The following is a 20,645-nucleotide window of genomic DNA, read 5'->3' as shown; positions in this document are numbered from 1 at the left end:
CGATATTTTTGGCGGATCCCGGGCATATTTTCCATCCCGCGTCACTCCAAATAAACACAACGCACTGTTTTCTAAGAATTTTTTTTCGATGGCATGCTCCCTGCATAGCATGAGGCACTTCACCGGCGCCAACGCGCCATGTGGGAAACGCCTCAAAGGGGAGGATGAAATGGAAAATCAGCTGGATTACGAAATCAACAAGGAACTGGGCGAGTGCTACCTTTTCATGGGCGACTTTGACAAGGCCGAGGAATACTATCGCAAGGCCGCGGCGGGCAATTCCCGCAGCAGTGCCCCCTATATGGGCCTTGCCACCGTGGCCGTGCAGCGCTCCGAGCTGGACAAGGCCCTGACGCTCTACCAGAAGGCGGCCGCCGTGGAGGAGACCGACAAGGCCCTGTGCGGCATCGGACTTGTCCACATGGAAAAAGGCAACCACGGCGAGGCGTTCGAGTATTTCGCCCGCGCGCTGGAGAAATCCGCGGCCAACATCGTTGCGCTCAACTGCCTTGTGCGCGAGGCGTATCAGACGGAACGCGTGGATGCCACGCTCCCCTATCTCGAAGCGGCGCTTGAAGCCAGTGAGGAAAAAGAGGCCGTGCGCGTGACGCTGGCCGGATGCCTCATCTATCTGGGCCGCAACGACGAGGCCAGGCAGCATCTGGAAGCCGTGCTTGGCGAAAACCCGGCCAACAGCAACGCCAAGGAACTTTTCGACACCATGGCCGCGTAAACGGGCCAAGCCCCGTCCGCGCGGCGGCACTTCTCCCCTCCCCACAAGGTTTTCCGGCTCCCGGCACGAGCCTGGAGCCGGAAAATCCCCCAGCGGACGGGAGCGACACTCTTCGCGGCGGCATTTCCACGCCGCCAGGGCCGGCGACAGATGGCCGTCCCCGAAAACCAGGAGCACGCGCTACGCCGCGCATGCGACTGGTTTTCGTGTTTTTCCGGCCATGTCTTTTTTTTCCCATGTTGCTGTGGTTCCGCAGGCAGCCATTGAACTGCCGGGCGCCCTGTGGTAGAGGGGTGCCATACCCTTACGGATCTTCCGCCCACAGCAAACCGACCGGCGCACGGCAGGACCAGCGCCGTTGTTGAGGAGAGCGCCCATGCCGCGACTTGTCTATGGAGTCTGGGACGGCACCGTCTATGATAACCGCGCCGGTGGTGACAGCACGCCCCCCGGTCTCGATCTTTCCGTCTTTGACGATTTCAACGAAGGCAATCCGGCCCGCTCGTTCCTCAGCGACAGAGGTTTTCTCGTTTTTGATCCCGAGCTGCCCCTGCTCTGGGCGCTGTGGAAGCACTTTGACAAGGTGGCCTCCGAATCCTGCGGCAAGTGTTCGCCCTGCCGCACCGGCGCGCCCCTGCTCCGCGACGCGCTGGCCGCCGCCCGCGATGGCGACGCCGTGGACTGGCAGGACCTGCGCGACATTGCCGCCCAGATGTGCCGCACCTCGCTGTGCGGGGTGGGCAAGACCGGCGCGCTGCCCCTGCTTGCCGCGCTGACGCATTTTCCGGCCGCCCTGCGGCCCGGAGAGTGCGGCGACGGGCGCGGATTTTACAGCGCCATCACCAGCCCCTGCATCGAGGCATGCCCCGGTCTCGTCAATATTCCCCGTTACATCGACTATATCAAGGACGGGCATGACGACCTCGCCGCCAATACCGTCCTGCGGAGTTATCCGCTGGTCGGGAGCTGCGGCCGCGTCTGCGTCCGCAGTTGCGAACGCGCATGCCGCAGGGGCAGGGTGGATGCGCCGGTCTCCATCCGCAACCTCAAGCGCTACGCGGCGGACAGGGCCATCGCCTCGGGCATGCTCAAGCCGCAGGCCGCCGCGCCCGGCAAGGAAGCGCGCGTTGCCGTCGTGGGCGCCGGCCCGGTGGGCATCTCCTGCGCCTACCACCTGCTGGAACGCGGCTATCCCGTGGACATTTTCGAGGCCAAGGCCGAGGCGGGAGGCATGATCCGCTACGGCATCCCCATTTACCGTCTGCCCAAGGACACGCTCCAGGAAGAGACCGACATCGTGAAGGCCATGGGCGGCAAATTTTTCTTCAATCAGAAGCTGGGCCGGGATTTTGACGTGGACGAGCTTTTCCGGCGCGGCTACGGCGCGGTCTTCATCAGCTGCGGCTGTCCCAACGGCGCCTATCTCGGCATGGACGGGGAAGACACGAGCCTGCCCGGCTATGAAAACGGCATCGAATTCCTCGAACGCGTCTATATGGGCGTGGAGGCGGGCGCCCCGCCCGTCCTGGATGGCGACGTGGTGGTGGTCGGCGGCGGCAATGTAGCCATGGACTGCTGCCGCGCGGCCGCGCGCGTTGCCACGGGCACGACCCACCTCATCTATCGCCGCACCGAGTCCGATGCCCCGGCGGACCCGGAAGAGATCGCGGCCGCCAGGGCCGAGGGCGTCCAGTTTCACTTCCTTTGCGGACAGGACGCCCTGGAGGTGGAAAACGGCGAGATCACGGGCCTGCGTGTCCTCGACATGGAACGCACCGAACCGGACGCCAGCGGACGGCGCGGCGTGCGTCCCATCGCGGGGTCCGCGCATGTGATCCCGTGCCGCCATGTCATCGCGGCCATCGGCCAGAAGACCGATGCGGCCATGCTCCGCAATGACGAGTCCATCGAACGCGACCGCAAGAACTGCATCCTCATCAACGCGGCGCACGAAACGAGCCGCAAGGGGGTTTTCGCCGGCGGCGACTGCACGAGCGGCCCGCGCGCCTCCGGGCCGACGACCATGATCATGGGCATGGGGCACGCCTATTTCGCGGCGCGCTCCATTGACCAGTTCCTTTCCACGGATCAGGTGCCCTTCGACTCGCGCTGGCGGCTCAGCGAATGGATCGCCCGGGGCAGACTTCTTGACGATGCCGCGCCCGTTCCGGCCAAACCCCGGCAGGAACGCGTGGGCGTGCGGGAGATCGCTCCCGAAAGCCGGGCCGGCAACTTTGATGAGGTGGAACAGACCATGACGCGCGAGGAGGCATGGGCCGAGGCCTCGCGCTGCATGCGCTGCTATCGTGTGCTCTCCGTGATCACGCGCGACCCCATCCCCGGCAATCCCGCCTAGGCCCCTGGCGCGGACAGAAAAAGGACATTCCATGAAAGCCTATCTCAATGGTCAGGAATACGCGTTCGAGGAAGGGGAAACCATCCTTCAGCTCGCCCGACGCGCGGGCGTCTTCATCCCCACGCTCTGCCGTTTCGAACCGCTGGCGCACAAGCCCGCCACCTGCCGCGTCTGCATCGTGGAGGTGAGCGACGACAAGGGCACGCGCATGGTGGCCTCCTGCGAGACGCCGCTTGCCGACGGCATGCGCATCGATACCTTCTCGCGCCATGTGCGCGACATGCAGCGCACCCAGGTGGAAATGATCTTTGCCGACCATGATCAGGAATGCGTTTCCTGCGCGCGCCATGGCGATTGCGAACTTCAGGACCTTGGCGAGGCCGTGGGGCTGGCCCGCAACCGCTTTCTCCACCGGCTGCGCCCGAGCGCGGCCGAGCGCCCGCTGGATGACAGCGCCACGGGCATGACGCGCGACATGCGCAAGTGCATCCGCTGCCTGCGCTGTGTGGAGGTCTGCCGCCAGATCCAGGGCGTGGCCGCCCTCACCGTGGACGGCAAAGGCCTGGGCGCCTGCATCGGCGTGGGCATGGCGGACAATCACGGGGCCTCGGCCTGCATCCAGTGCGGCCAGTGCACCCTGGTCTGCCCCACCGGCGCCCTGGCGGAGCGCGACCAGAACGACACGGTGCTGGACATGCTCGCCGACCCGGAGGTCACCACGGTCTTCAGCTTCGCGCCTTCGGTGCGCGTCCTTCTGGGCGAGGAGTTCGGCTTCGCCCCCGGCGTCAATGTGGAGGGCAAGATCGTGGGCGCGCTCCGGCGCATCGGCGCGGATGTCGTGCTGGACACGGACTTTGCCGCGGACGTGACCATCATGGAGGAAGGCACGGAACTGCTCGGCAGGCTCAGGAACGGCACTCCGGGTCCCATGTTCACCTCCTGCTGCCCGGGCTGGATCAACTATGCGGAAAAGCACTGCCCCGAGATTTTGCCGCACATTTCCTCCACGCGCTCGCCCCAGGGCATCCTCGGGGCGCTCGCCAAGAGCTATCTCCCCCAGGCCATGGGGCTTGACGCGAAGCGGCTGCGTACCATCTCCATCATGCCCTGCATCGCCAAAAAGGACGAGGCCGCCCGGCCGCAGCTGGCGCGGGACGGCGTGCCCGACACCGACGTGGTGCTCACGGTGCGCGAATTTGCGCGTCTTTTGCGACGCATGGGCGTGGACCTGGCGGCTGTTGAACCCGAACCCTTCGACAACCCCTTCATGAGCGCATCCACGGGCGCCGCGGTCATTTTCGGCTCCACGGGCGGCGTCATGGAAGCGGCGGTGCGGACCGTGCATGCCGTGGTCACGGGCCGGGAACTGGAACATATCGAGATCATCCCCCTGCGCGGCATGGACGGCGTGCGCGAGGCGGAGATCGACCTCGGCGAAGGTCACGGCAGCATCAGGGTCGCCATCTGCCACGGCCTGCGCAATGCCCGCGCCCTTGCCGAACAGGCGCTGGCCGGGGAATCCCCCTATGACTTCATCGAGGTCATGGCCTGCCCCGGCGGTTGTGTGGACGGGGGCGGCACCTCGCGCGTCAAGGGCCAGTACCACCCCCATGCCCGCACGCGCCAGCAGGGCCTCTACAGCCTGGACCGCGCCATGCCGCGCCGCCAGTCGCACAATAATCCGCAGGTGAAAAAACTCTATGCGGACTATCTTGACGAACCCAATTCGCACAAGGCCCACGAGCTTCTGCACACCGGCTACTCGGATCGCAGCGAAAGCCCGAGCGAAACCATCCTTGCCAACAAGCAGCGCCTGACGCTGACGGAATGAGCCGATCCGGCGCAGGAAAACCAGAAACGCCGGGATGCCATCACATCCCGGCGTTTCGTCGTGCAGTTCACTGCCGGAAAACTCAGACGGAAGGAACCGTCCCCCCCAGCGCGGCGCGCGCATCCCTGTCCAGCAGACGCTGATTGGAACTACCCCGGAATGGCAGGTCCAGACTCCGCAGGGCCTGCACATACGGGCCGTCGATGAGCAGGTCGGTGGCATCCAGCAGGGCGGCCACGGCCGCATCTTCTTTGGCGCGCGCCGCCAGATCCTCAAAAATATAGCCGGTATAGGTGATGACCGTGCCCCCGAGCGCATGGATGCGGGCAGCGAGCTGCGCCAGCGGGGCGGCCTGGAGAAAAGGCTCGCCGCCGGAGAAGGTCACGCCCGAGAGCAGCGGATTTTCCGCATAGCGGGCCACGAGCGTTTCCAGAGAGTGGAGGCTCCCCCCGGCGAGGGCATGCGTCTCGGGATTGTGACAACCCGGGCAGTGATGCGGACACCCCTGAGTGAACAGCGTCAGGCGCAAGCCGGGTCCGTCCACGATGGAATCTTCCACTATGCCCGCCAGCCGGAGCGTGGCCGCAGCCCCCGCCGCAGTCGGCGGGGATGCCGGGATGCGGGAGGCGAGGCGCGGCCGGCGCGCGCCCGCTTCAGGCATGGCGCACGCGGTCGTGCTCTTCGGCGCGTTTGGCATTATTGAAACGGTCGAGCGTGCCCACGAGATAGCCGGTGATGCGCCGGATACGTTCAAAACCCACGCCGTCACCCACCAGGGCTTCAGGCGCGGCGGCCGTGGCGGCCGCGGCCTCTTCTCCGGGCTGCGTTCCCTCGAACAGGCGCGATTTCATCAGCATGGCGTCTTTCCTCCTCGTCCAGCTCTTCTGCAAATGGTGTGAAGTCCACCGCCGCTTTGGCGCGTGCGGACCCGTCAGTTCCAGCGCGGCATGTCCGGGTGCAGCTTGCGCAGCTCGCGGAGTTTTTCCGCGCTCACGCCTTCGCCCTCGCGGCGGCCGCAACGCGGGCAGACATCATTGATGACGCCCGTGTACCCGCAGACCGGGTCCCGGTCGAGCGGATGATTGACGGAGCCATAGCCCACGCCCGCATCGTGCATGCAGCGGATGATACTCTCGAAGGCGGCCGGATTTTTCGCCGTGTCGCCGTCCAGTTCCACATAGGTGATGTGCCCGGCATTGGTGAGCGCGTGGTATGGCGCCTCGATCTGGATCTTTTTGAAGGCCCGGATGGGGAAATAGACCGGCACATGGAAGGAATTGGTGTAGTACCCGCGATCCGTGATGCCGGGGAGTTCCCCATAGCGCGCCTTGTCCAGGGCGGTGAAGCGGCCGCTCAGCCCTTCGGCCGGCGTGGCGATGAGCGAAAAATTGAGCTTCGTCTTTTCCGCCTCTTCATCGGCGCGGCGGCGCATGTGGCCGATGATTCTGAGGCCCAGGGCCTGGGCGGCCTCGCTCTGGCCGTGATGCTCGCCAATCAGCGCCACCAGCGTTTCGGCAAGCCCGATGAAGCCCACGGTGAGCGTGCCGTGCTTGAGCACCTCGCCGATGCGGTCCTCCTGATCCAGATCGCCGGAATCGATCCAGATGCCGTTGCCCATGAGGAACGGGTAATTACGCGCCTTTTTGGCGCTCTGGATCTTGAGACGGTGGAGCAGCTGGCGAAAAACCAGGTCAATGGCCGAATCCAGCAGGTTGAAGAACGTTTCGATGTCGCCCTTGGACTCAATGCCAAGGCGCGGCAGATTGATGGTGGTGAAGCTCAGGTTGCCCCGCCCGCACGTCACCTGCCGCTTTGGATCGTGGACATTGCCGAGCACGCGCGTGCGGCAGCCCATGTACGCCACTTCGCTGTTATAGTCGCCGGGGCGGTAGTACTGGAGATTGAAGGGCGCGTCGAGAAAGCTGAAATTGGGGAAGAGCCGTTTGGCCGACGTCTCCATGGCAAGCTGGAACAGGTCATGGTTGGGTTCGCCGGGTTCGTAGTTGATGCCTTCCTTCACCTTGAATATCTGGACAGGAAAGATGGAGGTCTCGCCGTTGCCGAGGCCCGCCTGGGTGGCGAGCAGCAGGTTCTTCATGACCATGCGGCCCTCGGGCGAGGTGTCGGTGCCGTAGTTGATGGAACTGAACGGCACCTGCGCCCCGGCGCGGGAATTCATGGTATTGAGATTGTGGATGAGCGCCTCCATGGACTGATAGACGCGCGTTTCCGTCCGAAGACGCGCCTCTTCCACGGCATAGGCATGGGCGCGCTCCACCAGCGCGCGCTGTTCCGGCGCGGCGGCCGCGGCCAACGCCTCCCCCAGGGCCGCCGTCTCGCCCATGCGCGGCTCGCGCCCGGCCAGCAGCCCGTCGGCCAGGGCCTGCGCCGCGCCGGCGTCCAGGTTTCCGGCCAGGCGCAGGCAGGCTTCCAGCGCCCGGCGGTATTCCTTGCGCCAGGTCTTGGCTACGCCCTGGGCCATGGCCCAGTCAAAATTGGGCACGCTCTGGCCGCCGTGCATCTCGTTCTGGTTCGCCTGAATGGCGATGCAGGCAAGGGCCGCGTAACTCTCGATGGAGTTCGGCTCGCGCAGGAAACCGTGGCCTGTGGAAAAACCGTTGCGGAACAGCGGGATCAGGTCGATCTGGCAGCAGGTCTCCGTGAGCATGTAGAAATCTTTGTCGTGGATATGGATATCGCCATGGATGTGCGCCGCCGAAGCGTCCTTGGGCAGGATGTAGCTGTCCACGAAGTATTTGGAGCCTTCGGAACCATACTTGAGCATGGTGCCCATGGCCGTATCGCCGTCGATATTGGCGTTCTCGCGCTTGATGTCCTCCGCGACGGCCGGGGAATAGGTGAGGCGCTGGTAGATCTCCATGAGTGCCGATTCCGCGTTGCGGATCTTGGCGTGCTCCGCGCGGTAGAGGATATAGGCCTTGGCGGTCCTGGCATAATCGAACTGGATGAGCGTCTCCTCCACCACGTCCTGGATCTCTTCCACATGGCGGAGATTGCGCTCGTCCAGCTTGCGGCACACCTTTTCCGTGACAAAGAGCAGATCCGTCGGGGACATGTCCTCCCCATCCACGGCCTGGTTGGCCCTGGTGATGGCGCTGAGGATCTTTTTCGAGTCAAAGGGCACGGCGGCGCCGTCCCGTTTGATGATCATCGCGGGCATGGACTACTCCCAAAACGGGGGGCTTTTTTGCAAGAAGTGCCAACCGCGGCGCGAACGCGACGCAAGGCGCGAAACCGCGACAAAAGCCCGTTGCCGACGGTCCCCACAATTTCGGCGTGTGACGACGCCACTGCCGCGAAAGCAGGTCTTCCGGCTTGCCGACCGTTTTTCGGCCTTCCCGGGCGCTTGCCCAGTGGCACACGGGGAAAAACGGGGCGCGACCGCGCATGGCGGCTCGCGCTTCGGCGCACGGCGGCGGGTCCGCTCCCGATTTCAACGGGATTCCCTATTGAGCCAACGGCGCTTTCGCGTTTCTAGAACTATTCAAAACTTTCCGCCCCGTCAATGCGGAGGCGCAAAAAAGTTCTCCTAGTGTCGGTGCAATATGGTGAAATAGTTATTAATTTTTCTCGGTTTCGCGCCTTCTTGCAACGCGAAGGCCCCCTGGCGGATGCCAGGGGGCCTTGAAGGACACTGAGGATCTTCTCCGCTGCCGGGCTACCCCCGCCCGGGGGCGGCTTCCCCGCCGTTTTTCTGTGCGGGTTCGGCGGCCGGAGCCTCCAGCGAATGCATGTTCACCTGCGAGGGTCCGTCAAACCCCTGCGGCACCTGCAGGCCGATACGCGCCGGATGGTTGATGACGATCGGCCCTGTAAGGTTGAGCGTCGCATTCTCCGGCTCGCCCGGCGGGATGGACACGGTCACCAGAATGGCCGCGTCCTCCGTGCGGTCGATCTGGAGCAGCTGCTGCTCCGCATCGCCCAGCATGACCGGATAGGACGGAAGAAAACTGTAGGGATCGGCCACCAGCAGCCCCACCCCGGGATTGGTCACGCTCTGGAGAATGAGCAGGGGCGCCTCGGGACGGATCTGGAGGAGGATGAAGTCGTGCTCATCCTCAAAACCGGCCAGCCCGCGCGGAAAACGAATGATCTTGTCCGGATCGATGGAGCGCCGCCCGAGGCGGGTCTCGATCTCTAGTTCTTTTTCGCTTGCCATAGTTCAGCAGCCACCATGAAATCTTCGTTCTTTGTCGCCAGGGCGCGGCGGTTTTCCTCAATGACCCGTTCGTAGACCTCTTCGCGGTAAACCGTGGTTTCCGCGGGCACTTCCAGGCCAAGCTTGACCTGGCGCCCCTGGATACCGAGCACGGTGATGCGGATATTTTCACCCAGGTAAAGGCTTTCACCGGGGCGTCGCGTCAAAATGAGCATGGCATGGCGTCCGATGCGCCAGGGGCGCGCTTACACATAGTTGGCGAGGCTCAGCTTCATGATCATGGACGATGATTGCAGGACCGTCTGGTAGGTGAGCTGCTGCCGCGTGAGTTTGGTCAGCAGTTCCGTCAGGTCGATGTCCTCAACATAGCTCAAACGTTCCTGCTGGTCCAGCTTCTGGAAGGAAAGGACGTCCGCCGCGGTCTGGACGCGATTTTCCTTGCCGCCCACGGCCGTGGCCGCGGAAAGGACCTGCTTTTCCGCTTCCTTGAGCGCGGCAAGGGTCTTCTGCGCGCCCTCCTGGTTGTTGCCCTCCAGATAGCCGATGAAGGCCCCCACCACCTCGAAGAGGTTGTTGTCACCGTCCAGCGCGGGCTTGCCCTCGTAGTAGCCGCCGAAGATGTCCTTGCCCACGCTGTTCACGGAGATATAGGTGTCCTTCATGATCTCGTAGTCGAGATCCGCGCGCGAGGGATGGATCATGATCTGGCTGCCCGCGGTGATGGTGCCGCCGGCGCCGGTGGCGTCAAAGTCCACATAGCCGCCGGGCACGGGCAGGCGCATGGTGCCGCCGCCGCTGGTCTGCCCCTTGGCCGTGACCCAGTTGGCGCCGCCGTCCGTGCTGTAGGACCAGGTGAACTCGCTGCCCGCGGTGTCCAGGTCCGCGTCCGAATCCATACGCACCAGCACATTTTTGCCGAAGTCGCCGGTGGCCGTGGCCGTGAGGTCCTTCGGCGCGCCCATCATGGTCACATCCACGGGCGGGTCCTTGTCGTCACCCTGATAGATGGCCGTGGGCCGGATATAGAGCAGCGTCCCGTTTTTTGCGCCGGGTCCGTTGTCCTTTCCATCGGCATCGGTCGTCTCCGCGGCCTTGACCTCCATGGTTTTGGGCACGGTGAGGATGACGCCGTTGGCCGCGATCTGCACATTGCCGTTGGCATCCGTCACGAGGTCGCCGTTCACGTCCTTCTCATAGCTGCCTTCCTGCCAGGTGTCGCCGCCGTCATTGGACCAGCGGAAGGAGGGCATATTTTCAAGGGCGCCGTCCTCGGTGAACTGGATGATGACCGTCTCGCTGGAGGCGCCCTGCAGAGTGTAGCCGCCCGCCTTGATGGCCTCGGCCCAGTCCTCGTCCCAGCTTGTGAGGGCCAGGCCCTCCTCGAAGGCGTTATGGTCGTACCTATGGCCGGCAAAGATGCTCTTGCCCTCAAATTCCGTATTGGCGAGGTTGAGCAGGGTGCCGAAGTGCTGGCGCGCCTGGTCGGCCATGATCTTGCGCTGGCTCGCGTCATAGGTGCCGGTGGAGGCCTGCTCCGCCAGGGTGATGAGGTCCTGGAGCACCGTGGGCACGCGCGTGGAGAGGACGCTGTCCTCCAGATTGAGCCAGCCCTTGGCCGTGTCCACATTTTCCTGATACTGGGCCGTATTGGTGAGGTCCACGCGGGTGGTGAGCACGCGGTAGGTGCCCGCCGGGTCGTCCGAGGGGCGGTTGATCTTCTTCTGGGTGGAACCCTGCTGCACGCTTTCCATATAGCCCGCCAGATTCTTCTGCATCTGGCCGACCATGTCGTTGTACATGGTTTTCTGGGTGACGCGGATAGCCATATGGCTTCCCCCTTACTGCTTGAGGCCGAGCAGGGTTTGCAGCATCTGGTCAGCGGTGGTGATGAGCTTGGCTGCCGCCGTATAGGAATGCTGGAACTTGATGAGGTTGCTCATCTCCTCGTCCATGTTCACGCCCGTGACCGAGGCCACGCGCTCGGAAAGGTCGTCGGTGAGCGCGCCGTGATATTCGGTATTGGTCTTGGAAAGGCGCCTGTCCGCGCCCACGGTGGTGACGAGGTTGGCGTAGTATTGCGAAATGGTCTGGTTGTCCACGGTCTTCCAGAGCGTGGTGATGGTCACGGGCTTGTCCACCAGCTTGCCGATGGCCGTGGCAGTGGCGTTGTCGCCCGCGTTGATCTGGAACTGGCCGTTGACCTGGCCCGAGGCGATCAGGTTCGTATTGTTGTGCACCTGGCTGTTGACCGCGATGTCGTCCGCCCCGCTGCCGCTGAAAAAGGTGTTGATGCCCAGGGCCGCCATGAGTCCGGAGCTGTCCGCGCCCATGGCGAACTCGATGTCCGACCCGGCGGCCGTCTCGATGAGCAGCTTGCCGTCCTGGATGGTGGCGACGAGAGGCTTGGTGCCGTCTTCAAGCTCCATGTTGTTGATGGCGTTACGCACATCCTCGAGGCTGTGGACCGAAGGGTCGAAATTGGCGCCACCGCCGAAATCGAGCATGGCGGAGTCGATATGCGCGCCCGTGGTCCTGTCATAAAAATGGAAGTTGACGTTGCCGCTCTGGAGCTTGTCGGCAAAGGGCAGGATGGCCTGGGGCGAACCCAGGGGCTGATCCGTTTCTTCCACGCGCTGCTGGCCCTGGGAATAGGTGAGCTTGGAAAGGCCCGCGCCCTGGCTGTGGATGCGGTTGACCTCCCACACGAGGGTGGAGGCCACGGCATCAAGCTCGTCCATGTAGCGGCCGCAGTTGTCATCGCGGATATTGTAATAGGCCGCCAGCTTGCCGCCGGTGACGCGGTTCTTGTTGTCCTGTCCGTCAAAGCCGATCTGCGGGGTGATGTTCTGCGGGCCGCGCGACGGCTCGATCCAGTAGAGGCCATCCTTGGGGATGATGTCGAACTGGTCGCCCGCATGGAAATTTTCCACCGAGGAGAAGGAGATCTTCAGATCCTTGACCAGCACCTCGTCGGTGATGGAGTTGCCGTTCTCATCGGTCTTGCCGCTGTTGGTGATGTCGAAGCGCAGTTCCTGGCCGTCCTCGCCGCGCAGCCAGGTCTTTCCGCCGTCCAGCGAAACGCGGAACTGCGGAGGCTCCGCGCCGCCGGCATCGCCGCCGCGCACGATCTCCACCGTGTATTCGTGGCTGTCGTTGCCCACGAAGTTGACAGTGCCCGCATAGGCGGAGCCGGACTTGAGATGGTTCTCGGCGCGCGGACCCATGACCTCCAGCTCGTAGGTCACGATGCCGTCCACCAGGGGCTGGCCCGTGGAAAGCTGGACGCGGAAGTCACCCTTGCCGTGGTCGATGGTCTCCACATCCACCAGCGTAGCCAGCTCGCGCACGAGCTGGTCGCGCTTGTCGAGCAGCGAGTTGGGGTTGTTGATGCCGTCCACGGTCTGGGCCGTGATCTGGCGGTTCAGATCGGCAATGGCGACCGCGATGTCGTTGACGCGGTCAACGCCCTGCTTGATGGACACATCCATCTCGTTCTGGATGTTCTTGATGGCGTCCATGGTGTTGCCGAACATGTCGCTCAGGTTGTCGGCATGGGAAAGCAGGCTTTCGCGGACGGCCGTGTCGTCCGGGCGCAGGGCCAGGTCCTGCCAGGCGTTGAAGAAATTCGTCAGCGCGGAACTCACGCCCGCGCGGTTGGCCTCGTTGAAGATGTTTTCCAGCGAGGCCATGATGGTGTCCTGCTGGTCCCAGCGCGAGGAATTGGTGGACTGCTTCACATAGGAGCGCTCAAGAAAGGCGTCGAAAAAGCGCATGATCTGCTGCGCGTTGACGCCCAGAGGCTGCGCCCCGGGCTTGTACTTGAGGCCGCCGGCATCCTTCTGGTCCACATACTGGCGGGAATAGCCCTCGGTATCCACGTTGGCAAGGTTGTTGCCCGTGACCGAGATCCACGCCTGCGACGCGTTGAGGGCCGACTGGCCGATATTGAGCAGTCCGTTGAGCATGGCCTAGAGCCTCCCCGAAATGAGCGCCGCCTGCGGGTGCATTTCGTGGCGCATGCCGCCATGGCGCCCATAGACGCCCGCGCGCGGCGGCGCGGCCTGGCTGGTGAGCGCCTGGAGGGTGCGCGTGCTCTGATCGAGCAGGGCAAGGGAAAGCTGGGCATTGCGCGAGGCCTGGCGCGAGACCTCCTGCTCGCCTGCGTCCACGGAGGCAAACAGCGTCAGCAGCGCAACGCCCCGCTCTTCCGGCAACCCGGCGGCGTACTCGCTCACGCGCACGCCCCCGAGGGTGCGGATGACCAGGGTCTTTTCCACGGCGATCTGGCGGATAAGCTCCTGGATGGAAAATTCCAGCGCGGCCACGCCATCCGTGTCCCGCCCGATGAGGATGCGGTATTCTTCCTCAAGGAGGTCACGCAGCAACGCCAGGGCCTTGTCCTGACGGGATAAGCTTTCGTGGATCATCTGGTACATCCTGCCCTCACTTGCGGACGTGGCAGGCAGAACCTGCCGGGGAGTCTGGGTATGCCAGCGCTGAAGCAAGAATTATGCCAAAAATATGACATCATGAGGAAGCGTCCCCGAAACGCTGCCCTGCCGTTCACGCCCCTAGCCCCGGGCATCCGCCGCCGTCAGTGGCGGAATGCTGAAATTGCCCGAGTCGTCGGCGCCAGCCGGCGGCGATGCCTCGCGTCCCTGCGCGGGTTGCCCGGATCGGGGCGCCTGGGCGCCCTGCCCCGGCTGCATCCCCTGCCCCGACTGCATCCCCTGCGTGGGGGCGGCCGCCGCCGCGTCCGCGGCTGCCTGCGCGTCGCGCGAGGCATGGTACGCGGCAAGCCCGGCGCCGGCCTTGCTGTTGACGCCCACATTATCCACATTGAGCACGCGGATGGGCTTCAGGCCGCGCCTGGCGCGTTCCTGGGGCCGCATGTTGGTGCTGTAGCGCACGGTGCGGGGACGGGCGGCGGCCGGTGCGTTCTCCGCGGCAGCCGCGGCCTGGGCGGACTCTTCCCCGAGGGGGGACTGCGCCTGTTGCGGCTGCGCGGCGTCAGCGGCGTGACGCGGCGAAGGCTGGTGCAGGGGCGGACGCACAGCCCCCGAGCCGAGCTTGTCACCGGCTTCACGGCGCGCCACCTGGGCAAGCTCGATACCTGACGACGCCATGGGGCGCTGACGTTGCGCCCTTCCCGCAGCGACGGCCTGTGGCTGCGTCGTGGCCGTGGCGGCCTGTTGCGTCGCCGGGGCGCCCTCCTCCTGCCGATGGTGCAGCGCCTGCCGCGCCCGCAACGCCGCGAGCGCGCGCTCCACCTCGGGATTCAGCTCCACGGCGTCGCCCGGATCAGCGGCGCCCCGGGCAGCCGCTCCGGAAACTCCGGCTTCGCCATGGGAAGCCGCCGCCTGCCCCCGGGGGGCAGCCCCGGGAACGGCGGGCGCGGCGGAAGCGGGGCTTGCGGCGGCCTCCTCCCGGGCGCCGGCCACTCCCGGCGCCGCGCCATCATAAATGGCGGCCATGGGCTTTGCCGCCGCCACGGAGGCGTGTTCGGCGCCGGAAGCCGCGCCGTCCCCTGTGCCTTCTGCCGCGGCCGCGGCCTGGGGGGGCATGAGCGGCGCCGCGCCGGGCGCGAAGGCGCGTCCCTGGTTCACCCCGGCGGCGCTGCGGCTCGCGGAAACGAGATTCCGCGAAAGCTGGGCATACATCATGTCCGCAAGGCCGATGCCGCCCGCGCTCGTCATGGACTTGGAAAGCTCCTGGTCATACATGTCCTGCCAGAAGCGCTCCTCCTTGCCGTGCATGAGTCCGCCCTTGGGGATGGTATTGCGCATCTCCTGCCACATTTTCTGGATAAAGACGGATTCAAAGCCTTCGCAGGCCTCGCGGAGCTTCTTTTCCCGGGCTTCGGGCGTCATCTTGCGGCCGCCCAGGCCGCCGATGCCGGCCAGCTTTGCCTGAAGCTCGCGCCGGGACTGTTCGGCGGCGCCGCTTTCGGAAGGGACCAGGGCCGTGGCGTCAAGAGGAGCCGTCATTTAGATCACCTCCAGATCCGCATGCAGCGAGCCGGAAACCTGCAGGCTGCGGAGAATGGAAATCAGGTCGCGCGGGGTGGCGCCAATGGCGTTGAGTCCGTCAACAAGCTCCTGGAGCGTCGCGCCCTCGACCATGTGCAGGCGCCGGTTCTCCTCGCGCACATTGATGTCCGTCTGGGGCGTCACCACGGTCTGCCCCTGCGAGAACGGTCCCGGCTGGGAGACCTGCTCGTTCTCCTGCACCGTGATCTGAAGATTGCCGTGGGCAACGGCGGCCCGCGTGATACGCACATCCTTGCCGAGGACCACGGTGCCGGTCTTTTCGTCCACCACCACCTTGGCGGCGGAATCGGGCGTCACTTCGAGGTTTTCCACCGATGCCATGAGCGGCACGAGATTGTTCCGGTACTGGGGCGGCACGTCCAGGCTCACGCTCATGGCGTCCACGGCCCGGGCAAAGGAACCGCCCATGGCGGAATTGAGGCGCTCGGCGATTTGCTGCGCCGTGGAAAAATCCCCCACGCGCATGTTCAGGGTGAGCTTGTCCTGCTGGTTGAATTCAAAGGGAATGGCCCGCTCCACGATGCCGCCGCCGGGAATGAGTCCCACCGTGCTCACATTCTTGGATGTGCTCGCCGCCTCGCCGTTGACGGAATAGCCGCCCACGGTGAGCGCGCCCTGGGCGAGGCAATAGGTCTTGCCGTCCACGCCCTTGAGGGCCGTTTGCAGCAGCACGCCGCCCATGAGCGAGGAGGCGTCCCCCACCGAGGAGACCGTCACGTCCAGACGGCTGCCCGGCTTGGAGGAAACGGGCATGCGCGCCGTGACCATGACCGACGCCACGTTCTTGACCTTGAGCGCCGACGAATTAAGCCCGATGCCCATGCGGTCGAGCATGTTCTTCATGGAACTCATGGTAAAGGCCGAGTCCTTCTTGTCGCCCGTGCCCGCCAGGCCCACCACCAGGCCATAGCCGATAAGCTGGTTGTCGCGCACGCCGGAGAAGGTGGCGATGTCCTTGATGCGTACGGCCCGGGCCGGAGCCGGCCAGCCAAGCACGGCCACGGCCAGAGCAAGGACGCACAGGCAGCGCAACGGCGGCGTCAAAATCTTGAAGAATACGTGCATGGCAACTCCCCCCGCGCCGTCAGCCATTTACCGGTGGTATCACGTCATTTCCCGCACAGACCGCGGGGATGCGCGAACGGCGCCCTGGATGCTTGCCCTGCTTATGCAGAAACCATGCCTGAAAAGGAAGGCGCTGTTCTGCTCTTGCGTTGATGCCGCGCCTGCGCTGTGCGGATACTGCCGGAATTCTCCGTCAAAAACAGCTCCTTCGAGGCTGGCGGCGTCAGAGAAAATTTTTCTCGGTCGAGTACCGGGGACACTCCCCGCGAAATTTTTCTCTTCCTTGCCAGACTCGAACTATCTTATTTTTTAGGATTTTTCCGGAACCAGCACCCGTCTGTCGCTCCGCTCCAGACGGACGTTATCTCTCAACCGCATTGTATGACAGAGCCAACTCAAAACACTTCTTACATCCGCGGGCGCATGGAACAGATCCGTGCGCCCGCCTGACGTTTCCTTTCAGCAGGTGGGGGACCTTGAAAGGCCCTGGCCCCTGGGCTATAGAGAAAGCAAACGGCAAAAGCCTGTCCGCAGCTTTCGCTGCGGCCCGGACTCACCGGAAAAAATGGAGGATCGTATGCGTCGCCTTCTTCTCGCCTGCATTCTCAGCCTTGCTTTGGCCCTGCCCGCCTTTGCCGCCGCGGACGTTTCCAAGCTTCAGCTGCCTGGCGACCTTACCCTGGCCCAGGCGCAGAAAGTAGTGGACGGAGCTTTGGAATTTGCCAAACAACAGGGCGTTCCCATGAACATCACCGTGGTGGACGCCGGCGGCAATCTCAAAGCCTTCTGCCGCATGGACGGCGCCTTTCTGGGCAGCATCGACGTCTCCATGAAAAAGGCCAAAACCGCCCGCCTCTTCAACATGTCCAGCGCGCAGCTGGGCGCCGCTTCCCAGCCCGGCCAGGAACTCTTCGGCATAGAGGTGACCAACAACGGCCTGGTCATCTTTGGCGGCGGCGAGCTTCTCAAGGACAAGAACGGCGTCATCGTGGGCGCCATCGGCGTGAGCGGCGGCTCCGTGCAGGAAGACACCAACGTTGCCAAGGCCGGTGTGGCTGCTCTCAACAAATAGTTTGCGCTTGCGCCCAGGCGCAGAATTTTACGGGCGACTCCGGCGGGGTCGCCCTGTTTTTAAGCAGGCCGGCCAGGCACTGAAAACGGGACATTGACAGCCGTTTCGGCACGAAGAGTCGCGCACGGTCCCTCCTGCGTCAAAAAAGCGTGATTATTTTCCGCATTTCTTGACGGAAAATGCCGGGCGGTCTACGCAGGGGACACCGAGGATCGCCTGCATTCCTGCATGACGCACTGCACAAGGAGTACCCTATGTTTCGTTTCCTGCGCGTGAACATGGCCGACAAGACCTGCGTTTTTGAGGACGTTCCCGAAGAATACGCCGGCCTTGGCGGCCGCGCCCTGACCTCCACCATCGTTGCCCGCGAGGTCAACCCCATCTGCACTCCGCTGGGTCCCCACAACAAGCTGGTCTTTGCCCCCGGTCTGCTGGGCGCCACCAACAGCCCGAACGCCAACCGCATTTCCGTGGGCTGCAAAAGCCCCCTTACCGAAGGCATCAAGGAATCCAACTCCGGCGGTCAGCCCGGCGGCCATCTCGCCAGGCTGGGCATTCTGGCAATCATCGTGGAGGATATTGCCGCTGAGGGCGAATGGTGGCAGCTGGAAGTGGGCAAGGACAGCGCCCGCCTGGTGCCGTCGCCCGTAGCCGGCCTGAACAACTTTGACGCTGTGGAAAAACTGGTCGGGCAGTACGGCAAGAAATGCAGCTACGTCACCATTGGCCGCGCGGGCGAATTCAAGCTCACCGCCGCCAGCATCGCTTTCACGGACCGCGAACTGCGGCCCCAGCGTCATGCCGGGCGCGGCGGCGTGGGCGCGGTCATGGGTTCCAAGGGCCTGAAAGCCATCATCATCGATCCCGAAGGCGGCCAGACCCCGCCCATCGCGGATGCCGAGGCTTTCAAGGCCGCGGCCAAGCGTTTCGCCAACGCTCTCACCACCCACCCCATCACCAGCAAGGGCCTGGCCGAATACGGCAGCGCTGTTCTGGTCAACATCCTGCACGAGGCCGGCGGTCTGCCCACCCGCAACTTCACAGTGGGGCGCTTCGAGGGGCATGAAGCCGTATCCGGCGAACGCCTGAACCAGCTCACCAAGGAGCGCGGCGGCGAAGGCGTGGTGGCCCACGGCTGCATGAGCGGCTGTATCATCCGCTGCAGCGGCATCTTCCCTGACGAAAAGGGCAAGTTCAAGAGCAAATGGCCCGAATATGAGACCCTGTGGTGCTTTGGCCCGCACAGCAACATCGACGACCTGGACCTCATCTGCACCTTCGACCACATGTGCGATGACTACGGCGTGGACACCATTGACGTGGGCGTGGCTATTGGCGTTGCCATGGCCGGCGGCGGCATCCCCGTGGGCGATGGCAAGGCCGTGATGGAAGCCATGAAGGGCATAAGCGAAGGCACCCCCCTGGGCCGTGTCATCGGCTGCGGCACGGCCACCACCGGCCGCGTTTTCGGCGTGCGCCGCGTGCCCTGCGTCAAGGGCCAGAGCCTGCCCGCCTACGATCCCCGCGCGGTGAAGGGCGTGGGCGTGACCTACGCCACCACCCCCATGGGCGCCGACCACACTGCCGGCTATGCCGTGACCGCCAATATCCTCAGCTGCGGCGGCGTTGTGGACCCCCTGAAAAAGGAAGGCCAGATCGAGCTTTCCCGCAATCTCCAGATAGCTACGGCTTCTGTGGACAGCGTGGGGCTTTGCCTCTTCACCGCCTTCGCCATTCTGGATATACCGGACGCCCTGCCCGCAATCGTGGACATGCTCAACGCCAAATTCGGCTGGAAGCTGACCGGGGACGACGTGATCACCCTGGGGCAGCGCGTCCTGTCCACAGAAGTGGACTTCAACCGTCGCGCCGGCATCACCGAAGCCGCCGACCATCTGCCGGACTTCTTCAGCGATGAACCCGTGCCCCCCCACAACACCACCTTTGACATTACGCCCGAGGAACTGAAGACGACCTTCAACTGGATCAAGAGATAGCCAACTGTCCCGCGTCCGCAGGCGTTGCCCTGCGGACGCGGGATCTTTTTGCCATGAGCATACATGTACGACTGAGCACGACACTGCGGGAGTGCGTCCCCGGCTATGTGCCGGAGGAGGGACTCGATATCGACCTGGCCCCCGGAGAAGAGGCTGTCACCGCCGGGGAACTGGCCTCCCGCCTGGGCATTCCAGCCGCGGAGATCAAGATCGTCATGATCAACGGCCGCCAGGGAGACCTGCGGAATGCCGTGACGGAAGGCGACCGCATAGCCTATTTTCCTGCCGTGGGCGGAGGCTAGAGCGGCTTCGCAAGGAAAGTGCGAAACCGAAAGCCTGCGTGCGGATGAGGGCGGAAGTCCCCACCCGCATGCCCTTCCACGCCGGTCCATGGTCTGGCGCGGCATGCTTTCGCCAGAATGCCCGGCCTTGCGGAGCGGGAAGTTTTTTCTGTTTCCCGAGGGACATGGTCAAAAACACTTTTTCCCGAGCGAGAGCCTGGCCGCAAGATCATGGATAGCTTCCCCGCCTCCGCCGCCCTGCGGGACCTGCTGGCGTCCTGCCTCAAATTTTCCGGCGCCCCTTCCGTTGTGGACATGGACGGCACGCGCCGTCTGGCCCATGGATTGGGGCTTACCGAAGGTCAGGCCATGCGGGTGCTTCTGGCGCGGGGCATCTGGCCGGAACGCTTTCTGCGCAGCAGGGAGAGCGTTTCTGAAGAGACTCTGCTCCGCCTGCTCTCCTCCCGCGTGCTCATAGCCGGTTGCGGCGGTCTCGGCGGTCATTTGGCCGCCCTGCTTGCGCGCTCGGGCATAGGCTGCTTGGTGCTCTGCGATCCGGACATTTTTGAGGAAAGCAACCTGAACAGGCAGCGCTTCTGCACGGAGAAGACCCTGGGCCATCCCAAGGTTGAGGCCTGCCGCGACGGACTTCGGGAAATGGCCTCATATCTGGAGGTGCAGGCCCTGCCCTGGGAACTGGATGAGGACAACCTGCCGGGCCTGCTGAAAGGGACGGATGCGGTGGCGGACTGTCTGGATTCCCTGGACAAGAAGAAGATGCTGGAAAGGGCCGCGCGCAATGCCGGCGTGCCCTATCTGCATGGCGCCGTGGCCCGGCACGAGGGCTTTGCCTTTCTGGACAGGGAAGGGTCCATGATGTCCCGCCTGTATGCCGCCCCTGAAACGACCGGGGGCAACATGAACACCACGGGTCTCACTGTGGCGGCCACGGCATGCGTCATGGCCGCTCTTCTTGTCAGATCGCTTGGCAGGGAAGCCGACAACAGGGACCGCCTTTTCCACATCGACGTTTCTCTTCCGGAACTGGAGAGTTTTTCCCTGAGCTGAAAGGCGGCCCAG

17 protein-coding genes and 1 riboswitch are annotated in these 20,645 nt (G+C 64.2%); of the genes, 7 read left to right on the top strand and 10 right to left on the bottom strand.

Features of this window, described 5'->3' with window-relative positions; genetic code table 11:
* Positions 1–169: 169 nt before the first annotated feature.
* The 3 genes from QZ294_RS03305 to QZ294_RS03295 all read left to right on the top strand — a co-directional run bounded on the left by QZ294_RS03305 (position 170) and on the right by QZ294_RS03295 (position 4,920).
* Positions 170–733 (top strand): tetratricopeptide repeat protein, encoded by a 564-nt coding sequence (locus QZ294_RS03305; RefSeq protein ID WP_297046748.1) that lies wholly within the window; start codon positions 170–172, stop codon positions 731–733.
* A gap of 376 nt (positions 734–1,109) precedes the next feature.
* Positions 1,110–3,089, top strand: a complete 1,980-nt coding sequence (locus QZ294_RS03300) for an FAD-dependent oxidoreductase (RefSeq protein WP_297046746.1) — start codon at positions 1,110–1,112, stop codon at positions 3,087–3,089.
* A gap of 31 nt (positions 3,090–3,120) precedes the next feature.
* Positions 3,121–4,920, top strand: coding sequence for a [FeFe] hydrogenase, group A (locus QZ294_RS03295; RefSeq protein WP_297046743.1), 1,800 nt, complete (start codon positions 3,121–3,123; stop codon positions 4,918–4,920).
* Between the two features lie 82 nt (positions 4,921–5,002).
* Here the strand turns inward: QZ294_RS03295 and nrdG are convergent, their stop codons facing one another.
* From nrdG to QZ294_RS03245, 10 genes are all read right to left on the bottom strand, one after another.
* Positions 5,003–5,581 (bottom strand): anaerobic ribonucleoside-triphosphate reductase activating protein, encoded by a 579-nt coding sequence (gene nrdG, locus QZ294_RS03290; protein WP_297046740.1) that lies wholly within the window; start codon positions 5,579–5,581, stop codon positions 5,003–5,005.
* Positions 5,574–5,696, bottom strand: coding sequence for an anaerobic ribonucleoside-triphosphate reductase (gene nrdD / locus QZ294_RS03285; RefSeq protein WP_297046814.1), 123 nt, complete (start codon positions 5,694–5,696; stop codon positions 5,574–5,576). Before nrdD ends, nrdG begins: the two co-directional genes overlap by 8 nt.
* 155 nt (positions 5,697–5,851) lie before the next feature.
* Positions 5,852–8,101: an anaerobic ribonucleoside triphosphate reductase gene (locus QZ294_RS03280; RefSeq protein WP_297046737.1), complete on the bottom strand. Its 2,250-nt coding sequence runs from the start codon at positions 8,099–8,101 to the stop codon at positions 5,852–5,854.
* A gap of 122 nt (positions 8,102–8,223) precedes the next feature.
* A riboswitch (cobalamin riboswitch) is annotated at positions 8,224–8,424 on the bottom strand.
* 175 nt (positions 8,425–8,599) lie between these two features.
* Positions 8,600–9,100, bottom strand: a complete 501-nt coding sequence (fliW, locus tag QZ294_RS03275; protein ID WP_297046734.1) for a flagellar assembly protein FliW — start codon at positions 9,098–9,100, stop codon at positions 8,600–8,602.
* Positions 9,079–9,315, bottom strand: coding sequence for a carbon storage regulator CsrA (gene csrA / locus QZ294_RS03270; RefSeq protein WP_297046731.1), 237 nt, complete (start codon positions 9,313–9,315; stop codon positions 9,079–9,081). Before csrA ends, fliW begins: the two co-directional genes overlap by 22 nt.
* A gap of 30 nt (positions 9,316–9,345) precedes the next feature.
* Positions 9,346–10,926: a flagellar hook-associated protein FlgL gene (gene flgL, locus QZ294_RS03265; RefSeq protein ID WP_297046729.1), complete on the bottom strand. Its 1,581-nt coding sequence runs from the start codon at positions 10,924–10,926 to the stop codon at positions 9,346–9,348.
* A 12-nt stretch (positions 10,927–10,938) separates the two neighbouring features.
* Entirely contained in the window at positions 10,939–13,065 is a 2,127-nt protein-coding gene (flgK, locus tag QZ294_RS03260) for a flagellar hook-associated protein FlgK (protein WP_297046726.1), read from the bottom strand.
* Positions 13,066–13,068: 3 nt separating this feature from the next.
* On the bottom strand, positions 13,069–13,536 hold the full coding sequence (locus tag QZ294_RS03255; protein ID WP_297046723.1) for a flagellar protein FlgN: 468 nt from the start codon (positions 13,534–13,536) through the stop codon (positions 13,069–13,071).
* A gap of 135 nt (positions 13,537–13,671) precedes the next feature.
* Complete coding sequence (locus QZ294_RS03250) at positions 13,672–15,087, bottom strand: rod-binding protein (RefSeq protein WP_297046721.1); 1,416 nt, start codon at positions 15,085–15,087, stop codon at positions 13,672–13,674.
* Positions 15,088–16,215 (bottom strand): flagellar basal body P-ring protein FlgI, encoded by a 1,128-nt coding sequence (locus QZ294_RS03245; RefSeq protein WP_297046718.1) that lies wholly within the window; start codon positions 16,213–16,215, stop codon positions 15,088–15,090.
* Between the two features lie 577 nt (positions 16,216–16,792).
* Between QZ294_RS03245 and QZ294_RS03240 the strand changes: the two genes are divergently transcribed.
* The 4 genes from QZ294_RS03240 (at position 16,793) to QZ294_RS03225 (ending at position 20,633) form a co-directional block, all read left to right on the top strand.
* Positions 16,793–17,287, top strand: a complete 495-nt coding sequence (locus QZ294_RS03240; RefSeq protein ID WP_297046716.1) for a heme-binding protein — start codon at positions 16,793–16,795, stop codon at positions 17,285–17,287.
* 254 nt (positions 17,288–17,541) lie between these two features.
* Positions 17,542–19,284, top strand: a complete 1,743-nt coding sequence (locus tag QZ294_RS03235) for an aldehyde ferredoxin oxidoreductase C-terminal domain-containing protein (RefSeq protein WP_297046713.1) — start codon at positions 17,542–17,544, stop codon at positions 19,282–19,284.
* Positions 19,285–19,337: 53 nt separating this feature from the next.
* On the top strand, positions 19,338–19,586 hold the full coding sequence (locus QZ294_RS03230; protein ID WP_297046710.1) for a MoaD/ThiS family protein: 249 nt from the start codon (positions 19,338–19,340) through the stop codon (positions 19,584–19,586).
* A gap of 210 nt (positions 19,587–19,796) precedes the next feature.
* A complete protein-coding gene (locus QZ294_RS03225; protein WP_297046707.1) occupies positions 19,797–20,633 on the top strand; it encodes a ThiF family adenylyltransferase in 837 nt (278 codons plus the stop codon).
* Positions 20,634–20,645 lie beyond the last annotated feature (12 nt).

Origin of the sequence: uncultured Desulfovibrio sp. (assembly GCF_910584445.1) — a bacterium.
Classification (GTDB): domain Bacteria; phylum Desulfobacterota; class Desulfovibrionia; order Desulfovibrionales; family Desulfovibrionaceae; genus Desulfovibrio.
This window is presented reverse-complemented; position numbering and strand designations above follow the sequence as displayed.